Source organism: Ornithinimicrobium sp. INDO-MA30-4 (genome assembly GCF_021535045.1).
In the GTDB taxonomy this organism is placed as follows: domain Bacteria; phylum Actinomycetota; class Actinomycetes; order Actinomycetales; family Dermatophilaceae; genus Ornithinicoccus.
Map to the genome: position 1 here is coordinate 1,871,088 of NZ_CP091056.1, position 18,505 is coordinate 1,889,592.

General features: G+C 63.3%; 28 protein-coding genes and 4 pseudogenes. 16 read left to right on the top strand and 16 right to left on the bottom strand.

Features of this window, described 5'->3' with window-relative positions; translation table 11 throughout:
* The first annotated feature begins 116 nt into the window (after window positions 1-116).
* Window positions 117-425: a hypothetical protein gene (locus tag L0A91_RS11125; RefSeq protein ID WP_235244499.1), complete on the top strand. Its 309-nt coding sequence runs from the start codon at window positions 117-119 to the stop codon at window positions 423-425.
* A 274-nt stretch (window positions 426-699) separates the two neighbouring features.
* Complete coding sequence (locus L0A91_RS11130) at window positions 700-939, top strand: hypothetical protein (protein WP_235244500.1); 240 nt, start codon at window positions 700-702, stop codon at window positions 937-939.
* Here L0A91_RS11130 and L0A91_RS11135 read toward each other — a convergent pair.
* A complete protein-coding gene (locus L0A91_RS11135) occupies window positions 917-1,186 on the bottom strand; it encodes a hypothetical protein (RefSeq protein ID WP_235244502.1) in 270 nt (89 codons plus the stop codon). The genes L0A91_RS11130 and L0A91_RS11135 overlap by 23 nt on opposite strands.
* A 63-nt stretch (window positions 1,187-1,249) precedes the next feature.
* On the opposite strand from L0A91_RS11135, the pseudogene L0A91_RS11140 reads away from it, so the two are divergent.
* The 6 genes and pseudogenes from L0A91_RS11140 to L0A91_RS19055 all read left to right on the top strand — a co-directional run bounded on the left by L0A91_RS11140 (window position 1,250) and on the right by L0A91_RS19055 (window position 4,311).
* Window positions 1,250-1,425 (top strand): annotated as a pseudogene (locus L0A91_RS11140) (ribonuclease domain-containing protein).
* A 66-nt stretch (window positions 1,426-1,491) separates the two neighbouring features.
* Entirely contained in the window at window positions 1,492-1,773 is a 282-nt protein-coding gene (locus L0A91_RS11145; RefSeq protein WP_311198163.1) for a metal-sensitive transcriptional regulator, read from the top strand.
* Window positions 1,774-1,787: 14 nt separating this feature from the next.
* Window positions 1,788-2,048 carry a heavy-metal-associated domain-containing protein gene (locus tag L0A91_RS11150; protein WP_235244504.1) on the top strand — a complete coding sequence of 87 codons (261 nt, stop codon included), beginning with the start codon at window positions 1,788-1,790 and terminating at the stop codon, window positions 2,046-2,048.
* Window positions 2,049-2,119: 71 nt separating this feature from the next.
* On the top strand, window positions 2,120-2,251 hold the full coding sequence (locus L0A91_RS19045; protein ID WP_311197790.1) for a hypothetical protein: 132 nt from the start codon (window positions 2,120-2,122) through the stop codon (window positions 2,249-2,251).
* A gap of 50 nt (window positions 2,252-2,301) precedes the next feature.
* Window positions 2,302-2,787: a hypothetical protein gene (locus L0A91_RS19050; protein ID WP_311197791.1), complete on the top strand. Its 486-nt coding sequence runs from the start codon at window positions 2,302-2,304 to the stop codon at window positions 2,785-2,787.
* A gap of 105 nt (window positions 2,788-2,892) precedes the next feature.
* Window positions 2,893-4,311 carry a heavy metal translocating P-type ATPase gene (locus L0A91_RS19055; RefSeq protein WP_311197792.1) on the top strand — a complete coding sequence of 473 codons (1,419 nt, stop codon included), beginning with the start codon at window positions 2,893-2,895 and terminating at the stop codon, window positions 4,309-4,311.
* A 190-nt stretch (window positions 4,312-4,501) separates the two neighbouring features.
* Here the strand turns inward: L0A91_RS19055 and L0A91_RS11165 are convergent.
* The 12 genes and pseudogenes from L0A91_RS11165 to serS form a co-directional block, all read right to left on the bottom strand.
* Window positions 4,502-4,959 (bottom strand): annotated as a pseudogene (locus L0A91_RS11165) (VOC family protein); the annotation flags it as partial.
* Window positions 4,960-5,004: 45 nt separating this feature from the next.
* Window positions 5,005-5,169, bottom strand: coding sequence for a TrmH family RNA methyltransferase (locus tag L0A91_RS19060; protein ID WP_311197793.1), 165 nt, complete (start codon window positions 5,167-5,169; stop codon window positions 5,005-5,007).
* A 76-nt stretch (window positions 5,170-5,245) separates the two neighbouring features.
* Window positions 5,246-5,809 (bottom strand): hypothetical protein, encoded by a 564-nt coding sequence (locus L0A91_RS11170; protein ID WP_311197794.1) that lies wholly within the window; start codon window positions 5,807-5,809, stop codon window positions 5,246-5,248.
* On the bottom strand, window positions 5,809-6,339 hold the full coding sequence (locus tag L0A91_RS11175) for an HAD family hydrolase (RefSeq protein ID WP_235244507.1): 531 nt from the start codon (window positions 6,337-6,339) through the stop codon (window positions 5,809-5,811). The genes L0A91_RS11170 and L0A91_RS11175 overlap by 1 nt, the downstream gene beginning before the upstream one ends.
* Window positions 6,312-6,581, bottom strand: coding sequence for an HAD hydrolase family protein (locus tag L0A91_RS11180; RefSeq protein ID WP_235244508.1), 270 nt, complete (start codon window positions 6,579-6,581; stop codon window positions 6,312-6,314). The genes L0A91_RS11175 and L0A91_RS11180 overlap by 28 nt, the downstream gene beginning before the upstream one ends.
* A gap of 105 nt (window positions 6,582-6,686) precedes the next feature.
* Window positions 6,687-7,454 (bottom strand): ABC transporter permease, encoded by a 768-nt coding sequence (locus tag L0A91_RS11185; RefSeq protein ID WP_235244509.1) that lies wholly within the window; start codon window positions 7,452-7,454, stop codon window positions 6,687-6,689.
* Complete coding sequence (locus L0A91_RS11190) at window positions 7,406-7,876, bottom strand: ABC transporter permease (protein ID WP_235244511.1); 471 nt, start codon at window positions 7,874-7,876, stop codon at window positions 7,406-7,408. Before L0A91_RS11190 ends, L0A91_RS11185 begins: the two co-directional genes overlap by 49 nt.
* Window positions 7,873-8,046, bottom strand: coding sequence for a DUF4162 domain-containing protein (locus tag L0A91_RS19935; protein ID WP_397333708.1), 174 nt, complete (start codon window positions 8,044-8,046; stop codon window positions 7,873-7,875). The genes L0A91_RS11190 and L0A91_RS19935 overlap by 4 nt, the downstream gene beginning before the upstream one ends.
* A pseudogene (locus L0A91_RS11195) lies at window positions 7,988-8,754 on the bottom strand (ABC transporter ATP-binding protein). The gene L0A91_RS19935 and the pseudogene L0A91_RS11195 overlap by 59 nt, the downstream one beginning before the upstream one ends.
* A 103-nt stretch (window positions 8,755-8,857) precedes the next feature.
* Complete coding sequence (locus L0A91_RS19065; RefSeq protein WP_311197795.1) at window positions 8,858-10,315, bottom strand: response regulator; 1,458 nt, start codon at window positions 10,313-10,315, stop codon at window positions 8,858-8,860.
* On the bottom strand, window positions 10,309-10,836 hold the full coding sequence (locus L0A91_RS11210) for a hypothetical protein (RefSeq protein WP_235244512.1): 528 nt from the start codon (window positions 10,834-10,836) through the stop codon (window positions 10,309-10,311). Before L0A91_RS11210 ends, L0A91_RS19065 begins: the two co-directional genes overlap by 7 nt.
* Before the next feature lie 34 nt (window positions 10,837-10,870).
* Window positions 10,871-12,134 (bottom strand): annotated as a pseudogene (serS, locus tag L0A91_RS11215) (serine--tRNA ligase).
* A gap of 40 nt (window positions 12,135-12,174) precedes the next feature.
* Here serS and L0A91_RS11220 point away from each other — a divergent pair.
* Genes L0A91_RS11220 through L0A91_RS11245 form a run of 6 tightly spaced genes read left to right on the top strand, consistent with a single transcriptional unit; the run spans window position 12,175 to window position 15,421 of the window.
* On the top strand, window positions 12,175-12,990 hold the full coding sequence (locus L0A91_RS11220; protein ID WP_235244514.1) for a diacylglycerol kinase family protein: 816 nt from the start codon (window positions 12,175-12,177) through the stop codon (window positions 12,988-12,990).
* Between the two features lie 32 nt (window positions 12,991-13,022).
* Window positions 13,023-13,343 (top strand): diacylglycerol kinase family protein, encoded by a 321-nt coding sequence (locus L0A91_RS11225; RefSeq protein WP_235244516.1) that lies wholly within the window; start codon window positions 13,023-13,025, stop codon window positions 13,341-13,343.
* A complete protein-coding gene (locus L0A91_RS11230) occupies window positions 13,340-13,777 on the top strand; it encodes a hypothetical protein (protein WP_235244517.1) in 438 nt (145 codons plus the stop codon). Before L0A91_RS11225 ends, L0A91_RS11230 begins: the two co-directional genes overlap by 4 nt.
* Complete coding sequence (locus L0A91_RS11235; RefSeq protein WP_235244519.1) at window positions 13,756-14,430, top strand: hypothetical protein; 675 nt, start codon at window positions 13,756-13,758, stop codon at window positions 14,428-14,430. Before L0A91_RS11230 ends, L0A91_RS11235 begins: the two co-directional genes overlap by 22 nt.
* Window positions 14,412-14,966, top strand: coding sequence for a hypothetical protein (locus L0A91_RS11240; RefSeq protein ID WP_235244521.1), 555 nt, complete (start codon window positions 14,412-14,414; stop codon window positions 14,964-14,966). Before L0A91_RS11235 ends, L0A91_RS11240 begins: the two co-directional genes overlap by 19 nt.
* A 29-nt stretch (window positions 14,967-14,995) precedes the next feature.
* Entirely contained in the window at window positions 14,996-15,421 is a 426-nt protein-coding gene (locus tag L0A91_RS11245; RefSeq protein ID WP_235244522.1) for a hypothetical protein, read from the top strand.
* Between the two features lie 45 nt (window positions 15,422-15,466).
* Here the strand turns inward: L0A91_RS11245 and L0A91_RS11250 are convergent, their stop codons facing one another.
* Window positions 15,467-16,069, bottom strand: a complete 603-nt coding sequence (locus L0A91_RS11250; protein ID WP_235244523.1) for a glycosyltransferase family 2 protein — start codon at window positions 16,067-16,069, stop codon at window positions 15,467-15,469.
* A 20-nt stretch (window positions 16,070-16,089) separates the two neighbouring features.
* The gene (locus tag L0A91_RS11255; protein ID WP_235244524.1) at window positions 16,090-16,893 is read right to left on the bottom strand and encodes a DUF5926 family protein; all 804 of its coding nucleotides are present in this window, start codon (window positions 16,891-16,893) and stop codon (window positions 16,090-16,092) included.
* 123 nt (window positions 16,894-17,016) lie between these two features.
* Between L0A91_RS11255 and L0A91_RS17565 the strand changes: the two genes are divergently transcribed.
* Together L0A91_RS17565 and L0A91_RS11260 are read left to right on the top strand one after the other, a co-directional pair.
* A complete protein-coding gene (locus L0A91_RS17565) occupies window positions 17,017-17,313 on the top strand; it encodes an enoyl-CoA hydratase/isomerase family protein (protein WP_260115200.1) in 297 nt (98 codons plus the stop codon).
* Entirely contained in the window at window positions 17,220-18,062 is an 843-nt protein-coding gene (locus L0A91_RS11260; RefSeq protein ID WP_260115201.1) for a 3-hydroxyisobutyryl-CoA hydrolase, read from the top strand. The genes L0A91_RS17565 and L0A91_RS11260 overlap by 94 nt, the downstream gene beginning before the upstream one ends.
* Before the next feature lie 5 nt (window positions 18,063-18,067).
* Here L0A91_RS11260 and L0A91_RS19940 read toward each other — a convergent pair whose 3' ends face one another.
* On the bottom strand, window positions 18,068-18,397 hold the full coding sequence (locus tag L0A91_RS19940; RefSeq protein WP_397333874.1) for a glutamate ligase domain-containing protein: 330 nt from the start codon (window positions 18,395-18,397) through the stop codon (window positions 18,068-18,070).
* Between the last annotated feature and the right edge of the window lie 108 nt (window positions 18,398-18,505).

Here is an 18,505-nt window from a genome sequence, read left to right on the forward strand (position 1 = left end):
ACGACGCTGTTTGGCCAAAGTTCTCGACCGGGCCGCACGACTACCGCTCGCTGCAGCCGCTTGGCCAAGCACCAACCAGACCACCGGGGCACGATAGCCCTGGGCGCGATGGGCCCGTGTGCGATAGCCCTGGGCGCGACGACAACGATCTCGCCTATCAACTCCTCACCCAGTCGTGGCTCTCTGGCGACCATGGTCACCGTGTCCACCCCGGCGTGGGTCACAACCAGCTGGCCGACGAGAGCGACAGCGCAGATGCAGCCGAGCTCACCAGCCTCATCGCGCTGCGCCACCGCACACCGGGCGGCCAACTCAGGCGTGGCCCTCACCCGCGACACGTCCAAGAGGCCGAGTCAGCCATCCGGGAAGCGCAGCCACACGTCGTGGCCACCTCACTGGAATCTGATGATCCGCCGCCGTTCTAGCACCACCGCCACCGCCCCAGGATCGCCACGTCACCCAGCTCAGCACCTGGCAAAAGTAGGATGAACACATGGCAAGCACCCGGATCGACCACGCGCTACCTCAGATCGTTGCCCACCCGGGCCTCGCCCACATCTGGACCGCGTCGTCGCTCCCGGCATCGAGCCCTGCAGCTTCGGCGGCCGCTACTTCGGTCAAGGCGGTCCAGGCGCATGGCTGGCAAGTCGCCATCGCTCTCCCCGCGCCACGAACCCCCCGCGCATCGCTCAAGCCGAAGTGGCCGATGCGCTTGGGCTCCGCGAGCCTGCCGAGCGCAACCTAGACGCGCTAGCTGACCAATTGCTTGACTTGCCGGAGTCTTGGCCAGGCTGCCGGGCGTTGGCGCTGATCGTGACAATCGACGAGTTGGACAACGCCGGGCTACTTCGCGTCCTGTCTGATCGCAGCGAGCGCTTGCTCCGCCTTGATGGATTCCAGCTCGAGACCATCCTCCTCACGAATGGCACCACAGCATGAAACTCACCAAGCCACAAGGCCTCGCCATCATCGTGCTCATTGCCTGCGCAGTCATTGGCTTCGCGTTCGTCAGCTTGACCGGTGACGCCGAGCCCAGTTCGACCACGAATGCTGGGTCCAGCACTTCTGCCGACGATTCAGCGGGGAACGACGCCGCAGCCGCGGGCGAGCAACAGCCATCATCGGGCCTGCCTTCCTGCGACATCAACGACCTCCCAGCCACTGCCTTGCCGGTGATCGATGACATCGAGGCCGGCGGACCATTCGACTACCCACGCAACGATGACGGCACTTTGGCAACTACGAGGGGTTGCTGCCGAGCGAGTCCAATGGCTACTACCGCGAATACACCGTGGAGACCCCGGACTCGACCACCGCGGCGCCCGACGGATCGTGACCGGCGGCGACGTCTCGCAAGACCCCGATTACTGGTTTTTCACCCAAGACCACTACGAGAGCTTCTGCGACTTCACTGCGTCGCTCTGATGATTTAGCCACGCCTGCCAATAGCCTCGCAGGAATACCCTATGGGGGTACCCTGTTGTCATGAGCGTGAATGGATACAGCGGCGACAAAGAGGCCTACCTCAAGCGGCTGGCCCGCATCGAGGGCCAAGTGCGCGGGATTGCCCGCATGGTCGAAAACGACACCTACTGCATCGACATTTTGACCCAAGTCAGCGCAGCGACCAAGGCCCTCCAGGCCGTGAGCCTCGGATTGCTCGAAGATCACATCAGCCACTGTGTCGTCGACGCTGCCCAAACATCCGATGAAGCCGCCGCACAAAAGGTCCAAGAGGCCACCGCGGCTATCGCTCGCCTCGTCCGCAGTTAACTCAAGGAGTCCCCATGCGCACAATCGACATCAAAGTTTCCGGCATGACGTGCCAGCACTGCATCAACGCGGTCACCGAAGAGCTCACCGCCCTTGACGGCGTCGAGTCAGTCGCCGTTGATCTCGTCACTGACGGCAAGAGCATTGTCCACATCGACACGCGCCAGCCCGTCGACGCGGAGCAGATCGCTGGCGCCATCGACGAGGCCGGCTACGAGGTGGTTGAGCCGGAGGCGGACGACGCAGACGTGGTCAGCACCGACGCCCCAGACTGACCAGCCCAGTTCGTCCCAGCTCAACCACGTTTCACCAAGCAATAGCATTTCGCTTCAAAGGGCATCGCGCCATGACCAACACCGACCAGGTAGCCACCGAAACCGTCAATCTCGCCATCACTGGCATGACGTGCGCGTCTTGCTCGGCACGCATTGAGCGCAACTCAACAAACTCGACGGCGTCGAAGCCAGCGTCAACCTAGCCACCGAGAAGGCCCAGGTCGCTTACGCCGCACCGATCACCCTCGACGATGTGCTCTCCACGGTCGCCGCCACAGGCTATTCGGCCAGCCCCATCGAGCCCAAGGGCATGGACCCGCAAGACCACATGAACCACGACGTCATCACGGGCCGCCCACTGCAGATTCGCGCCATCGTCGCGACGGCTCTCGCTTTCATCGTCGTGTTGCTGGCCATGGTCCCTCCCATCCGCGATGCCGCAGGCAACGCCGGCCCTTGGCTACAGTTCCTGCTCACCACCCCGGTGTATGCGTGGGCCGCCTGGCCATTCCACCGCGCCGCCGTGATCAACGCCCGCCATGGCGCCTCAACGATGGACACCCTGGTCTCGATCGGCATCACGGCCGCCTATGGCTGGTCGGTCGTAGCCCTGTTCACCGGCTTCACTGACCATCTCTACTTCGAGACCGCTGCCATCGTGACGTCGTTCCTGCTGATCGGCCGCTACATCGAAGCCCGAGCCAAGTCGTCCGGCCGCTCGGCGCTATCTTCCTCCTAGAACTAGGCGCCAAAGAGGCCAACGTCCTCACCACGACGACAAAACTGGCGCCTTCACCGAGGTTCCGACCAGCATCGATCAGCTCACCCCGGAATGCAGTTCGTCGTGCGCCCCGGTGAAAAGGTCGCCACCGACGGCAAGATCGTCGAGGGCGAAAGCACTATCGACACCTCGGTGGTCACCGGTGAGTCAGTCCCAGTCGACGTCTCCACCGGCGACGAAGTCATTGGTGCGACGATCAACCAAGATGGCCGCCTCGTTGTCGAAGCCACCGCAGTAGGCAGTCAGACCGTCCTGTCTCGCATCACTCGACTGGTCGAGCAGGCTCAAACCGGCAAAGCCCCGATCCAACGCCTCGCCGATCGAGTGTCCGCCGTCTTCGTGCCAATCGTGCTTGTCATTGCCGCGCTGACCTTCGTCCTGTGGCTCGTCACCGGGCACAGCATCACCGAAGCACTCGAGCCGATGGTCGCGGTCTTAATCATCGCCTGCCCCTGCGCGCTGGGCCTGGCTACCCCCACTGCCCTGCTCACCGGCACTGGCCGCGGCGCCCAGTTGGGCATCTTGATCAAGGGTCCACAGATCCTGGAGTCCACCCGCGCCGTCGACACCATCGTGCTCGACAAGACTGGCACCGTCACCGAAGGCAAGCCGGAACTGCGCACCATCGTCGCTGACGGGAACCTCGACGAGGACCAAGCCTTGCGAGCGGCCGCTGCCATCGAAGCCGGCTCCGAACACCCCATCGCTCGAGCCATCGTTAACGCAGCCACCGAGCGTGGCCTCGACATCCCCCGAACGACGCGGTTCAGCAACCTGCCGGGCCGGGGCGCACGAGCCACCATCAAAAACATGACAGTCACTGTCGGCAAGGCAGAGTTGTTCGCCAACGTTCCGTTGGTGCTGAGCGAGGCTGCCAAGAGCGATGCCACCACGGTATTCGTGGGCTGGGATGGTCAAGCGCGCGCTGCCTTGGCTGTCGCTGACCAAGCCCGCCCGACCAGCAAGTCGGCGCTGAGTGCCCTTAAAGACATGGGCCTCACGCCCTACCTGCTCACTGGCGACAATCAACTCACCGCTGAGGCCATCGCAACGGAGGTAGGCATCGACCCGGCCCACGTGCGCGCCAGTGTTTTGCCCCAAGACAAGCATGAGCAGATCGCCAAACTGCAGGCCGACGGCAAGATCGTCGCGATGGTCGGCGATGGAGTCAACGATGCTGCAGCACTTGCTCAGGCAGACCTCGGCCTAGCGATGGGCTCGGGCACTGATATCGCGATGGAGTCGGCCGACATCGTGCTCATCCGCCCCGACCTAGAGACCGTCGTCGACTCGATCGGGCTGTCCCGCGAGACGCTCAAGATCATCAAGCAAAACCTGGCCTGGGCCTTTGGCTACAACACAGCGGCCATCCCGCTAGCCGCCTTTGGCCTGCTTAACCCGATGATTGCTGGCGCTGCGATGGCTGCATCGAGCGTCATCGTGGTCCTCAACAGCCTGCGACTGCGCGGCTTCGGCAAGTAGCGCCGAGACAAACTCAGATGGTGACTGGCCCAGAAGCCGTCGCAAAGGTCACTGTCTCCAGCGCAGCCTCGTCGTCTTCCATGAACTCAAACTCAATGCCCGTCTCAAACGTGCCCTCGATGCTCAAGCCCAGCCACTCGCGTACCCGATGCGGGTCACCCGCGATGCGCAATCCCGACAACTGCGCGTGCGAGTCATCAAGCAACGATGGGTGGTTTTCAGTGGAGTCCCACTTGAGGAAGAACGGCAGTTGCGGGTCAGCCATCAGGCCCTTGATCCCGATCTGCTTCCAGGTCAACTCCACCCCTTCAGGGGTATGCCGGTTGCCGGTGACCGCTTCACGGCCCAGTCGCGTCTCAATCTCGCGCAGGTCATCAACTGAGACCACCCAGGCAAACCAGCCGCCACCACGCTCAGAGGCAGCGCGCGTGGCTTGGCCAACGGCGCCTTGTCCGAGGCCGGGTGGTCCAACACCTCGACGACCTCGATGTAGCGCCCATCGGCCAGCGGAAGCACCATGTTGCGGGTGCCAAACCGCGGGTGAACCCCGCCTTCATGTGCGTACACGCCTAGCGCATCGGCTAGACGACGTGCGGTGGCCTGCAATCCTTCTGGCCCGGCTGCGTAGCAAACATGATCGATTCGCATAACCCCATCGTGGCACAGATCACGTAGTGCTTTGACACAGGTGCGCTAGGCACGACGTTGTCGCACGGCCTCATAAACAATGATGGCCGCCGAGGTCGCAACGTTCAGCGAATTAGCTTTGCCCACCATGGGGATTCGCACTCGGTGCGTGGCTGCCGCGAGAACTTCGCTGGTCAGCCCCTCCTTCTCGGCGCCAACCGCAATCGCCACTGGGCCGATATACGAAATGTCTGTGTGCTCAACATCGGTGTCCGGCGTCGCGGCGACCAGGGGATGCCACGAGCCTTTAGCCAGTCCAGCGTGGTCTGAGACGAGTCACTCGCGACCGGAACCGAAAAAACAGTCCCCTTGGAAGCACGCACCAGGTTTGGGTTGCCCCAGTCGGTGACCGGGTCAGCGGCGATAACTGCGCCCACCCTGCCGCATCGGCGGTGCGCAGCATGGCACCCAAGTTGCCTGGCTTTTCCACACCCTCACAAATCAACAGCAAGGCGTCATCCGGCACCTCAAAGTTCGCTAACTCTTGCGAAAGGCTGCCCACAATGGCCAAGAAGCCATCCGGGCCTTCGCGATAGGCGGCCCGCTCAAAGGCGGCCCGACCCACCTCAATGACCTCGGCGCCAACCTCGCGCGAGCGCTCGATCACCCAACTTTGGGCGTCCGCGTCAGCCATCAACGCCGGGCAGACAAACAAAGTCTGGGGAGCCACACCGGAATCGAGCGCCAACTCCAACTCTTCAAAGCCCTCCACCAGCGTGACCCCTTGTGCCTCGCGCACGCGTCGCCGCCGCAATGCCGAGAGCGCCTTCAACCGTGGGTTTGCCGGCGACGTAATGACCAAGTCGCTCATTAGCTGGCACCGCCTTGACCTGCATCCGGGATTAACGGCAACAACTCATCCAGTATGTCGGCAAGACCGTCATCGACGACCGCGCCAGTCGTGCGATTGGCGGCGGCGATGACCTCCTGGGGCGCCTGCCCCATTGCGACACCCAACTCGGCCCACGCCAACATCTCCAGGTCATTGCGCTGATCGCCGATGGCCACGGTGTTCAGTGGGTCTACGCCCAACAACTGCCGGACTTCTTCCAGCCCGTAGGCCTTCGACACGCCCTCGGGTGCCAGGTCGAGCCAAGCGCTGAACCCAATCGAATAGTTCGTGCCGTGCAGCCCTGCGGCCGCGATGACCTGAGCAAAGTCCTCTGGCTCTGAGCCAAGGTCGCGCACGGTGACGCGCACTGCCTCCCCCTCCAGCAACTCCTGCGGCGAAACCACTCGCTGCGACGCAGCAAACTCTGGCTCCGGGAAGTGTGCGTTGACCTTTACCCCGTCGTTCGGCGTCTCAACGGCGATCAACAGGTCAGGCAACTCGCGCTGCAAGATCTCAACACTTGGCCGGGCATCAAGGTGGTGACTCGATGCAGCCGATAGCCATCGGGCGCCGAGGAGTCGAGTTGGATGGTGATCGCGCCGTTACAGCACACCGCATACGCGCCATCTCTGGACAGGCCAACTGCCTCAATGATCGGCAGGGTGTCTCGGATCGATCGGCCAGTAGCGATCATCACGTGGGCGTTGGCGGCGGCGACCGCGCGAATCGACGACACGACCCGCTCGGCCAAATAGCCGTCGTGATGCAGGATCGTGCCGTCGATGTCGAGGGCAATCAGGGGGCTGTCGGTGAAGGACAGGGTGCAACGTTCACTCCATCAGCGTAGTTGCCCGAGTTACGAACCCGACAATGCCTCCTTGAAGCCAAGCTTGCCCTGGGTCTGCAACAGGCCCCGGCGATAGATGCGAGCGCCCAATCGGATGGTCAACCAGGAGAACCCCAGCGTGATGGCCAGGGCCAAGAGCGGCTGCCACCACGTCACATCACCCTCCAAGATGCGCAGCGGCATCATGAACGTCGACATCACGGGGAAGTAGGACGCAATCGCAGCAGCGGCTCCATCGAGGTTCAGTGCCAACAAGAACAATCCCACCAGGGTCAAGGTCAGCGGCATCGTGGTGGTTTGCAGATCTTCAGTCCGTGAACCCATCGCTCCAGCGGCAGCCCAGATGCAGGCCAACGCGATGAAGCCAACGATAAAGAACGGCAGGTACCAGAGCAGCGGCTCGGTCACCATCGGCAGGTAGGTGTCGTAGTCGCTGAAGGTCAGGCCGATCAGCGAAACCCCTACCAGCAACACCATCTGTGCAAACGCCAACACCGTGTTGCCCAGTACCTTGCCCGCCAGCAGTTGTGACGTGGGGATGGCCGCGGTGATGATCTCGACAATGCGCGACTGCTTTTCCTCGATCACGCTGGTGGCGATGCTCATCCCAAACATCAGCGACGCGATGTAAAAGAGCACGGCAAAGGCCAGTCCGGCGATAAATACCACCAACTGTTCGTCAGAGTCAGCACCGGAGACATCTTCAGTGACCACCTCTGACCCAGCGCTCAACGCGTCAAGCGTCGTGCCAGCCTCCGCGGCATTGGTGGACAGCACCTGGGATTGGATGGTCGCTTCAATCGGACCCAGGACGTCTGACCCCGGGAAGCCGTCGGCCCCCAGCGTCCACACGCCATCTTCTTGAAGAGCACCGCGTCGGCATCGCCCTCGGTGACTGCAGCCTTGCCGGCTTCAACGCTGTCCACGCTGACCGACTCCAACACTGCGTCTGCATCATCGGTTTCGACGAGCGCTTGGGCAGAGGCCACAATCGCCGCTCCGTCATCATCGACAACGGCAACCTTTGACTCGGATGCTTGCGAGGCAAAGAATGCCTGCACGGCAAAGATCACGGCAATCAGCACGAGAGTGAACACCGTCGACATGATGAAGTTCTTGTCGGTCAGCTTGACCTTGATCTCTCGCCCGGCGACGACGGCCCACGGGCGAATCTTCTGGGTTGCTGGGGCTGCACTCATGATGCTGACACCTCTCGGTAGATCTCGCTCAGGGTGGGGATAACGGGGCTGAAGTCGCTGACGGTGCCTCGCTGAACTGCCTCGGCGAGCACCCGCTGAGCGGCCTGCTCGTCACCGGGCTGGAAGATCGCGGTGTTGCCGTCCAGGTCGATGACCTCTACGTCGGTCACCCCCGGACCCAACCGGCGTCTCCGCCGAGCACCACGCGATAGCGCAAGGGCCGGCCTGGCGCAGCTCACGCGAGGTGCCGCGCGCGACGACCTTGCCTTGGTGCAGCACCACAATCGAGTCACACAGCCGATCAACCAAGTCGAGTTGGTGACTGCTAAACAACACCGGCACACCGCGCGCTGTGTGCTCGCGCAGCAACTCCGACATCTGGTCAACCGCCGCCGGGTCCAGCCCGGAGAAGGGCTCGTCCAAGATCAGCGCCAACGGGTCACCCAGCACTGAGGCGATGATCTGGGCTCGCTGCTGGTTACCCAAGGACAGCTTTTCGACCTTCTCACCGGTGCGCTCGCCGAGGCCAAACCGCTCCAGTAACTCCGTCGCCCGCGCCTTGGCCGCTCCTGCGTCCACCCCGTGCAGGCGAGCCAAAAGACCAACTGATCCAATACCGGCTGCTTGGGATACAGCCCGCGCTCTTCGGGCATGTAGCCAAAACGTGCCCGAGCGGCCGGGGTGATCGGCTCACCCTTCCACGACACTTGGCCCTCATCGGGAGCAAGGACCCCCATGATCATCCGCATTGTGGTGGTCTTGCCCGCACCGTTGGCGCCGACGAAGCCGACCATGTGGCCTTCAGGCACGTCAAAGGTGACGCTATCGACGGCCCGGTGCTCGCCATACGTGCGGGTGATTCCGTTGACATCCAACATGGGGATCACACCTTTCTCTTGGGTGATCCCAGCCTAGAAAAGTGGCCCAACCCAGGGCATCAACCTCAGGGGTGATCTTGGCGCCGCAGATTGACCGCTTCTCTCATCCAGAAGGATGAGTGAGCACGCCCGCCTCATACGCAGCAATGACGGCCTGGACGCGATCGCGCACCTCGAGTTTGGCCAAGACCTTGGACACATGGGTCTTCACCGTGGCCTCGCTGACAAACGTCTCAGCAGCGATTTCAGAGTTGCTCAGGCCCCGGGCCATCAGCACCCAGATCTCGTGCTCCCGCGTCGTCAGATCCTGCGCTCCGGACGGCAAACTGGCGGCCACCTCGGGTTTTGGCCCGGTCATTTGGGCGATCACGCGGGCCGTCACCTCGGGTGCTAGCAACGAGTGACCGGCCGCAACCGCCCTGATGCCGTCGATCAGATCGTCGGGGTCGGCATTTTTGAGCAAAAAGCCGCTCGCCCCAGCCTGCAGCGCGTCAAACAGGTAGTCGTCGCGGTCAAATGTGGTCAACATGATGACCTTGGCCTCGCCCACAGCAGTGATCTGCGCAGTCGCGGCAACGCCGTCCAGCACCGGCATCTGGACATCCATCAACACCACATCGGGGGTATGCGTGGCGCACGCGGCAATGGCCTCTTGCCCATTGCCGGCCTGGGCCGCGACCTCAATATCGTCTTCGGTGGACAAGATCATCGCGAAGCCTGAGCGCAACAACGGCTGGTCATCGACGAGCAGGACCTTGATCATGGCTGGACCTCCGTCATCCCCGCACGCCCGACAACGGCATCTGGGCACGCACTCGATAGCCACCGGTTGCTCGTGGCCCGACCTCAACCACGCCCCCCAGTGCTCAACTCGCTCGCGCATACCTTGTTGCCCCCATCCGGTCCCCGATGTACCGACCCGTGGCTGCCCGTCGTTGGTGACGTCAACCTCTAGCAATCCAGTGCTGGCGTCCACCCGCACCACAGCCGTCGTGCGCCGACTCGTTGAGTGCTTGCGCACATTCGACAGCGCCTCTTGCACGATCCGATAGGCACACAGTTGCACCGGAGCAGGCACGATCGAAGCCTCACCCGGGTTGGCTTCGACCAGCGAAAAAGTGACCTCGTTGGTGTCGGTGTGGGCTGATTCAGCCAACGCGGCTAGGTCGGCCAAACCGGGCTGTGGCGCTCGATCACCTTCAGTCTCATCGCCAGTGCGCAGCGTGCCGAGCAGATCCCGCATTTGGCCCACCGCTTCCCGCGACGATGACTCCACCGCGCCCAGCGCCTCCGCAGCAGCGTCCGGATTTTTAGCCATCAAGCGACGTGCGGCGGCGGCTTGCACGCCCATCACCGACACGTGGTGGGCCACCACGTCATGCAATTCACGCGCGATCCGGATCCGTTCATTAACCACCGCTTGGTCCGTGAGTTCCCCAGCCTGCCGAGCGATTGTCTCGTTTTGCTGGATGACCTGGGCGGTGCGATAGGCGCCATTCCAGGCGACTTGCCCCAGCAGCATCGCCCCGGCAAAGAAGGCCACGTTGTTAGCGATCAGCAAAAGATCGCCGCCACCGTCGGGCTAAACAGACCGTCGTCGGGCACATCTGAGGAGTTGCTGAGTATCCCGTCGATGCCGGAGCCCAACGCCAAAAACCAGGTGATCCACAAAAAGAAGGCCAACGCAATGCCGAGCGCGTTGTAGGGCACAAGTTTGCGGTCCGATGCCCAAGCGAAGCCCGAATAGATCCCAAAGAAATACAAGACCTGCATCGCCAAGGTGCCACCAAACGGCACCACTGTGGCCACGATCGTCAGATGCAGGGTCAGCCCCCAGGCCACCAACATCGGGTGCGAACGACGAAAGGCCAACAACAACGCCGCGGAAGCGACTGAGGCATACAACGCCCACGGACCGCCCGGCTCGGTGTAGGAATCCAGCGAGCGGATCGCTTCCATAAAGAAGGCTGCTGCCCCAAAGAAGCCCATCGCGATCCAGACATCGTGCAGTCGCTGTTGACGCGTGGGGCCGGGCCGACGCCAATCGACGTCAGCCCCCCACCAACTCGCCCAGTTCTGCATTCGTTTGCCTTTCGGAAGCTCTGCCCTTCGCAGCTCAGCTCAACTTGTCGACGCCCACATACGGGCGCAGTGCATCCGGCACATTGATGGTGCCATCTGCCTGCTGGTGGTTCTCCAGAAGAGCCACCATCCACCGTGTTGTGGCCAGCGTGCCGTTCAGCGTCGCCACCATCCGAGTGCCACTTCCCTCGGTGTTGCGCTCACGCGTGTTCAACCGCCGCGCCTGGTATGTCGTGCAGTTCGAGGTAGAGGTCAACTCACGGTGCCTACCCTGGGTGGGGACCCAGGCTTCACAGTCAAACTTGCGGGCGGCGGGGCCACCGAGGTCGCCAGCAGCGGTGTCGATCACTCGATAAGGCATCTCCATGGCGTCCAGCATTTCGCGCTCAATGCCCAGCATCCGGTCGTGCTCAGCCATCGCGTCTTCAACCCGGGTGTAGGCGAACATTTCGACTTTTGGAACTGGTGCACCCGGATGATGCCTCGGGTGTCCTTGCCGTGGCTGCCTGCTTCACGTCGATAACAGGTCGACAGCGCGGTGTAGCGCTTGGCCCCTCGGACAGGTCAAGGATTTCGTCGCTGTGGAAGCCGGCCAGCGCGACCTCGGAGGTGCCCGTCAAATACAGATCGTCAGCGGGCAGGTGATAGACCTCGTCGGCGTGCGCGTCCAAGAATCCGGCGCCCACCATCGTCGACTCGCTGACCAGGTTAGGCACATTGAGTTGCTCAAAGCCATGCTTAAAGGCGGTGTCCATGGCAAAGCGCATCAGGCCCGATTCGAGGCGAGCCCCCGCACCCTTGAGGAAGTAGAAACGCGACCCGGAGACCTTGGCCCCACGCTTCATATCCAACAGGCCGAGGCGATCGCTCAACTCCAGGTGGTCCTGGGCCTCAAAGCCCTCGGCCGTGAAGTCACGCGGGGTGCCGTGTTCTTCGAGCACGACATAGTCATCCTCGCCACCGACGGGGACGCCATCCAAGATGACGTTGCCAATCTTGCGCAGGGCAACATCGCGGTCGGTCGCCGCCTGAGCCGCCGAGCGGTCCAACTCTTTGACCTTGGCGGCCATCTCTTTGGTCTGAGCCAACAGGGCCTGCTTTTCTTCGCCCTGGGCTGCTGCCACCTGCTTGCCAAAGCTCTTCTGCTGACCGCGCAATGACTCAAACTCAGCCAGTTGGCTGCGGTGGGCTGCGTCGGCTTCCAACACGACATCGACCAGAGAATCGTCTTCTCCGCGGGCGCGCTGGCTGGCGCGAACGGTCTCGGGGTGCTCACGAAGGTCGCGGATATCGATCATGGGGAACACTCTATGCGCGACATACCAGTACGGTGGCGATATGACTGGTGATGCGAGCTGGGGGCTGCTAGGCGGTGCCGTTCTAGCGCAGCTGGCGTTGATTGGGCTGCTGTGGTGGCTCGTGATGACTGAGCCCACTGCCGTTACCAGTCGTGGGTGGGCCAATTCAGAGTCTGACTCGGCAGGCTCCGGGGCCAAAGGCGGTCGTGCACCGCGCTCTCAGTTTGGCGATGGCCAGGAGCCACCCAAACAACGAGCCGCGATCATCGTTAACCCGACGAAGTTCACCTCGCCTGAACGAGTCAAAGACACGCTGACACAGATCTGCGAACGCATGGGTTGGAGCGCCCCTTTGTGGTTGGAGACCACCGCAGAAGATCCCGGAACGGGGCAAACGCGGGAGGCCATTGAGGCTGGGGTCGACGTGGTGTGCGCGCTGGGTGGCGACGGAACGGTGCGCACCGTTGGCGCCGAGTTAGTGGGCACCGGGGTGCCGATGGGATTGTTGCCCGGTGGCACCGGAAACTTGTTGGCTCGCAACCTGGACCTGCCGGCGGAAGACATCGCCAAGGCCATGAAAATCGTGCTCAGCGGGCGCAACCAACGCATTGACAGCGTCACCGCCACCATCACCCGACCGGCTGAAGAGGTGGAGACGGACAGTGATGAGGCAACGGCTGAGCCTCAGGGGGAGCTAAAGACCACCGAACATATCTTCTTCGTGATGGCCGGGATGGGCTTCGACGCTGAAGTGATGGCTGGTGTCGAAGAAGACCTCAAGGACAAGGTGGGCTGGCTCGCTTATGTCGTCTCCGGCGCCAAGAACCTCAAGGGGCTTCCTTCAGCGCAGACTTAACCTCCGAAGACGGCACCAAAGTGCACCGCAAAATGCGCACCATCATCATCGGCAACGTCGGTAAACTGCAGGGCGGCGTCGTCTTGCTGCCTGAAGCCGCCTCCGACAACGGGCGCCTCGATGCCATCGTGTTGGCTCCCAAGGGCGTCTCCGGATGGGCGACCGTCGCGACGCAAATCGCCACCCGCCACAAATATGGCCACGATCGCGTGGAGCGCTTCAATTCCGAGCGCTTCCGAGTCAAGACCGCCGAGCCGGTGCAAGTTCAGATCGACGGCGACACCCTCGGTGAAGCCATCGAGCTGGACGTCAAGGTCAACCCAGCAAGCTTGGTCGTGAGGCTGCCGGCATGACCACCCAGCGTGGGGTGAAAGCCGTCGAAGGCGGCCTACTGCCCTTCGTATTGCTCTCGCTCACGTTGCTCAGCATTTTCGTGGCCGCCGTCATCGGGCCTGCTGATCGGGGCAACGTTTTGCTATCTCGCGAAGCCACCGAACATGTCGTGGTCGTCGGCATTGATGACTGGGGCTGGGCCGACCTGGACGATATGCCCGCCACCCGGCAGATGGCCCAGACCAATGTTGCAGGCAACCTGATTGTCCGAGGCACGAACCTGCATACCTGTGCCAGCGACGGGTGGTTGACCCTGGGGCTGGCCAACGGGCCGCCAGCATCAACACTGCTTCCGTCACACCGTGCGCAATCCCGGTCAATCCGCAGGCGAGCTGGTCGGCCTGGCAGGACTACGCCGACGACCAATCGCTGGTGGCGGAGTTGGGGACGTTAGGCCAAACGGTGATCGCTGGCAGCGACTGCGTCCAAGCCACCGGCCCTTTGGCTGCTCTCGGCGCCGCTGACCGCTCAGGTGACGTGGCCAACGCGCGGGATGGCAACCTGGCCGATTGGCCCGGCGTAGGCGACTGCCGCCTCGACCTCATCGACACCGTGGGTATGTCGCCAGCTCAGATCGACACGTCCCTCGCCTCGGCGCGGGAGTCGCTGCCCGATAACACCCTGCTCATCGTGGCCGGGCTCGCCGATCGCGGCGATCTCGCTGCGCCGGCCGTCCACCCGGTCGTGATGGCGCACACGAGCTCAATGTCGCCGCCGACGTTGATCACCTCGACCTCAACCCGCCAGCCTGGTTTGGCACAAACAACCGACCTCAGCGCCACCATCTTGACGTCTCTGGGCTATGACATCCCTGAGGAAGTCGCTGGCCTGCCTGTTCGCTACCTGCCCGACACCGACGGCCTCCCCGATTCCGGTGGGAGAGACAACGATCTTGACGCGTTGGCCTCCACCGCCACAGCGGCCACGCTTGTCAGCCTCACGCAAGCGCCGTATGTCCTGGGTTTGGTCGCCATCTTTGGCCTCGGCCTCGTGGTCGCCCTGATCAGCCGCAAAGCCGCTGGCGGGCGGTGGCTGGCTCGGCCGTGATGGCTGCCCCTGCCGCTGCCTATGCCAGTTCACTCCTGCCTTGGTGGGCCCCAACCCAGGGCAGTTGGCCGATGACCAATATGGGCCTTTCTGCTGCGCTCGCGGTGATCGTCACAGTGCTGCTCGATCTCGTTGTTGTCGCCATCGCGTGGGCTGGGCCGTGGCGCCGTGATGCCCGTGGGCCAATGGCGATCATCGCAGCCATCACGCTGACACTGCTGTCCGTCGATGTCGTGCTCGGTGGCCCATTGGGCCTGATCTCGCCGCTTGGCGTTAACCCAATCACGGCTGGCCGGTTCTACGGTGTCGGCAATGTGGCCTTCGGGATCCTGTCAGCGGCAGCATTGATCCTGGCAGCCTGTGTTGCTTCATGGTGGCGCTCCCGGCCCCGATTGGCGGCCGGATCGGTGATCCTCATCGGCCTGTTGGCCACCGCCATCGATGGCGTGCCGGCCTGGGGCGCGGACTTCGGCGGCGTCCCCGCGATGGTGGTGTCGACTGGCGTGCTAGCACTTTTGCCGCTGGTCAACGGCTGACCTGGGCTCGCGCCGGGCTGATCGCGCTCGTGGCGCTGGGTGTCGCTGGCTCGCTGATGATCATTGACTTCCTGCGCCCGGCTGGCTCACGCACGCACTTGGGTGAGTTCGTCCAAGCCGTGATTGACGGTGAAGCCTGGCAGATCGTCACCCGCAAACTCGATCAGAGCGTAGGCATCCTGATTGCCTATCCCGCGTCGTGGATTGCGGTGGTCGTGCTGCTTCTGGTGGCCTGGGTCGTTGCTCGGCCGACCTCCAAGGTCTGGCAGACCCCGATGATGCGAGCTGGCGCTATGGCGCTCTTGGCCTGCTGGTTCTTGGGCTGGGTGCTCAATGACTCCGGGATCGCGGTGGCCGCTCTGGGTCTGACCGTGGCTATCGGTGCTGGGCTGGTCTTAAGCGCAACAGGGTTTAGCGAGCGCGCAGCGCAAACCACACGTCGCGATATTGCTTAGCCCGGTGCACCTGCGAGCGCCAGTCTTTGCCGGTCACCCGGTGCGCTAGCTGAGCCGGCACTTCCAACACCCTCTGGCCAGCTCGCAAGACGTCAATGGTGAGGCCCACTTCGACGCCCCACCCACGAGCCAACGGTGATGCTGCGTCAAAGCAGCCCTGGACAAACATCGCTGACCACTCAGTGGTGCGCTGGCCTCCCAGCCGGTGCGCTCCATAATGCCCTCGCGGGCCAATCGCATGACGAAGCCGAAGCCCCCGCCCGCACGCTGCTGCGGTGGCAAAACCGCAATCGTCATGTCTGCTTCACCAGCCAACACTGGCTCGCACAACACTGCTAACTCGGCGGCGCTGCCCTCTAAGTCAGCATCAACAAAGAGCAATGCCGCGTCGGGGTAGCGGGCAGCGGCGATCTTAGCCCCCGTCGCCATGGCAGCAGCCTTGCCACGATTGCCGGGATGACGCGCCACCGCGATGGGCAGAGGTGTGGTGTCTCGCTGAGCGAGAGCCCTCTCGTAGGTCTGATCACCGCTGCCGTCGTCGACCACCACAATGGCCACGACACCGGGGATCGTGGCGACTCCATGCAGGGTCGCCACGATCCGCGTTGCTTCGTCTTTGGCCGGGACGATGGCCACGACCGAGGTCATGAGGTGTCGGGCTCAGTCGATCAGCGCAGGGTGACCTGGCGACTGACCAGGCCTTCACGCGCCCGACGCTCATCGGGGGTCAACGCAGTGTCAACCTTGAGTGCCTTTTCGTAGCGCTTGGCCAACGCGGCGAGTGCCTCACCGTGCTCTGCGGCCTCGGTGTCGGCGGGAACCTCGAGGACCGGAGCCAACAAACCGGCAGCCCGGAAGGCACCGAGCAAGACCGAGTCGCCGCCCAGTGTGTGCTCGCCAGCGGCCTGCAAGCGGGCTAGGGCCTTAGTAGCCAGATCTTCGTTGTCGCTCAAGATCCATCGGATGTAGGTGCGCTCGCCCATCTTGGTCCAGTAGGCCGACTCCACTGAGTCGATCTTGGCCGTTGGGGCCGCTGCGTCATTGGTGGCTTCCAACGCTGATGCAACCTCGGGCGTGGCTTCGGCGTCGCCCACCCAGAAGGCGAAGTCTTCGTGCACGGTCGGCTCCAGATCGCTTCCTTGACCAGCAGATCCTGGAGGCGAGGGGTGGCCTCCGTCGCGGCGGGGACTGACGTGAGGGGTGCCCGGCTCGGTGCCAGCCACCGCAATGATGGCTGCTGCGATGTCACGGCTAGCGTCGCCGCTGGAGGTGCGTGACTGCAACGCGACCAACATTTCACCGTCTTCGCGGTGCAGACCAGGCATCGCGCCCGGCAGCACCGTGGCCAGCGTGACCTGCACTTCGCCCTGCTCGGGCAGCTTGACCGTGATCGGCGCGGTGGCCGATGGCACGATCTCCCGCATGGCCACCCAGTCACCTTCGTTGGCTAGACCCGCAAAGGGGCGAGCCACAAAGGAGCCTTACGGCTTGCCGGGTCATTCTTGGCGCCCTCAGCTTGGCGCTTACGTCGTGATGCCTTTCCCATAGTGGCGAGTCTACGTGCGGCTACCGACAATCGCGCCTAGCCTCGGGGCATGAGCCAACCCACCGAAGCCGAAGACGCCCTCGTCCTGCGCACTGTCGAGGACAGCCTCGGGGTCATCACCCTGAACCGGCCACGTGCGATCAATGCGTTGAATGACGAGATGGTCAGCATCGCGCTCACCGCGGTCAACGCCTGGCGCGATCAGCCCGAGGTGCGTGGGGTGTGGATTGAGGGCGCGGGCGAGCGGGGCCTGTGCGCTGGTGGCGATGTTCGCGCCCTCCGCGACGCGGTACTGGCAGACAACGTGCCATTGGCGATGAGCTTTGGGCTCACGAATACGCCCTGAACTATGCGATCGCCACCTACCCCAAGCCATACGTGGCCTGGATGGACGGGATCGTCATGGGCGGCGGCGTTGGCGTCTCGGCCCACGGCGCGCATCGTTTGGTGACCGAACGGACCTCGCTGGCGATGCCAGAGACGATCATCGGCTTCTTCCCCGATGTTGGCGGTCTGTGGTTCCTGGCCAACGCGCCGGGCCAACTCGGCCTTCACATGGCACTGACCGGCTTGCCGGTTAACGCTGGCGACGCAGTCTTGCTCGGAATCGCCGACCGCATTGTGCCCAGCGACTCAAAGGACGAGATCAAAGCCAGCCTGACCCGCGCCCTCAACGACGACGCGGATGGCAACCGGCGCTGGGATCTCGATGCTCTGCCCAGCGTCGACGTGACGCCCAGCTTGGCTGAGCACCAAGACTGGATCGATGAGTGCTACCGCGGGGATGATGCAGCGGCCATCATCGAGGCGCTGAAGGCCCATGAGAACCCCAGTGCCCAAGAAACCGGAGCCCTCTTGGCGACCCGCTCACCGCATTCGATCGCCATCACGCTGGAGGCCTTCCGCCGCGCCGAGTCAATGACGGTGCGCCAGGTGCTTGACCAAGACAAGGTGCTGGGTGCGGCGTTTATCCGTCACCCTGACTTCCTCGAAGGCGTGCGCGCCCAGGTCATCGACAAAGACCGCAATCCCACCTGGGCAGCGGCCAGCGTTGCCGAGGTCAGCCGCGCAGACGTTCTAGCCGCGTTCGGCTAGAGCGCTCACGGCCTGACCCATCTCGTCCCACTCGATCGTTTCGGTGTCACGCTCGAGCGTGGCTTCTGGCCCTTGCCCGCCAACAACACGGTGTCCTCGGGTTTGGCGTTGGCCACCGCATACCGGATTGCTTCGACGCGATCGCCGATCGAGGTGAAGTTGTCGCGCCCGACTTCGCGCGCTCCTCGCTCCATCTCTTCGAGAATGTCGACCAGGGGCGTGTCGCGGTGATCTTCTTCGGTGAAGACGGCGTGATCGGCCTTACGGGTTGCCGCCTCGCCAAGTGGGGCTCGCTTGCTCGGGTCTCGCGGTCCACCAGCAGAGCCCAGCACCACCCACAGGTCACCTTGGTGGTGACGCGCACCGTGTCGAGCGCCTTCTCCAGACTCGGCGGGGTATGCGCGAAGTCGACAATCACTCGCGGCTGCCCCGAGGTGCGATAG

What these genes read in the sequence shown, in the direction of transcription:
- L0A91_RS11135 (WP_235244502.1), bottom strand. Translation starts at nt 1,186, where the DNA reads ATGTCATCGATCACCGGCAAGGCAGTGGCTGGGAGGTCGTTGATGTCG.
- L0A91_RS11150 (WP_235244504.1), top strand. Translation starts at nt 1,788, where the DNA reads ATGCGCACAATCGACATCAAAGTTTCCGGCATGACGTGCCAGCACTGC.
- L0A91_RS19045 (WP_311197790.1), top strand. Translation starts at nt 2,120, where the DNA reads ATGACCAACACCGACCAGGTAGCCACCGAAACCGTCAATCTCGCCATC.
- L0A91_RS11170 (WP_311197794.1), bottom strand. Translation starts at nt 5,809, where the DNA reads ATGAGCGACTTGGTCATTACGTCGCCGGCAAACCCACGGTTGAAGGCG.
- L0A91_RS11190 (WP_235244511.1), bottom strand. Translation starts at nt 7,876, where the DNA reads ATGAGTGCAGCCCCAGCAACCCAGAAGATTCGCCCGTGGGCCGTCGTC.
- L0A91_RS11210 (WP_235244512.1), bottom strand. Translation starts at nt 10,836, where the DNA reads ATGCAGAACTGGGCGAGTTGGTGGGGGGCTGACGTCGATTGGCGTCGG.
- L0A91_RS11220 (WP_235244514.1), top strand. Translation starts at nt 12,175, where the DNA reads ATGACTGGTGATGCGAGCTGGGGGCTGCTAGGCGGTGCCGTTCTAGCG.
- L0A91_RS11225 (WP_235244516.1), top strand. Translation starts at nt 13,023, where the DNA reads ATGCGCACCATCATCATCGGCAACGTCGGTAAACTGCAGGGCGGCGTC.
- L0A91_RS11230 (WP_235244517.1), top strand. Translation starts at nt 13,340, where the DNA reads ATGACCACCCAGCGTGGGGTGAAAGCCGTCGAAGGCGGCCTACTGCCC.
- L0A91_RS11250 (WP_235244523.1), bottom strand. Translation starts at nt 16,069, where the DNA reads ATGACCTCGGTCGTGGCCATCGTCCCGGCCAAAGACGAAGCAACGCGG.
- L0A91_RS17565 (WP_260115200.1), top strand. Translation starts at nt 17,017, where the DNA reads ATGAGCCAACCCACCGAAGCCGAAGACGCCCTCGTCCTGCGCACTGTC.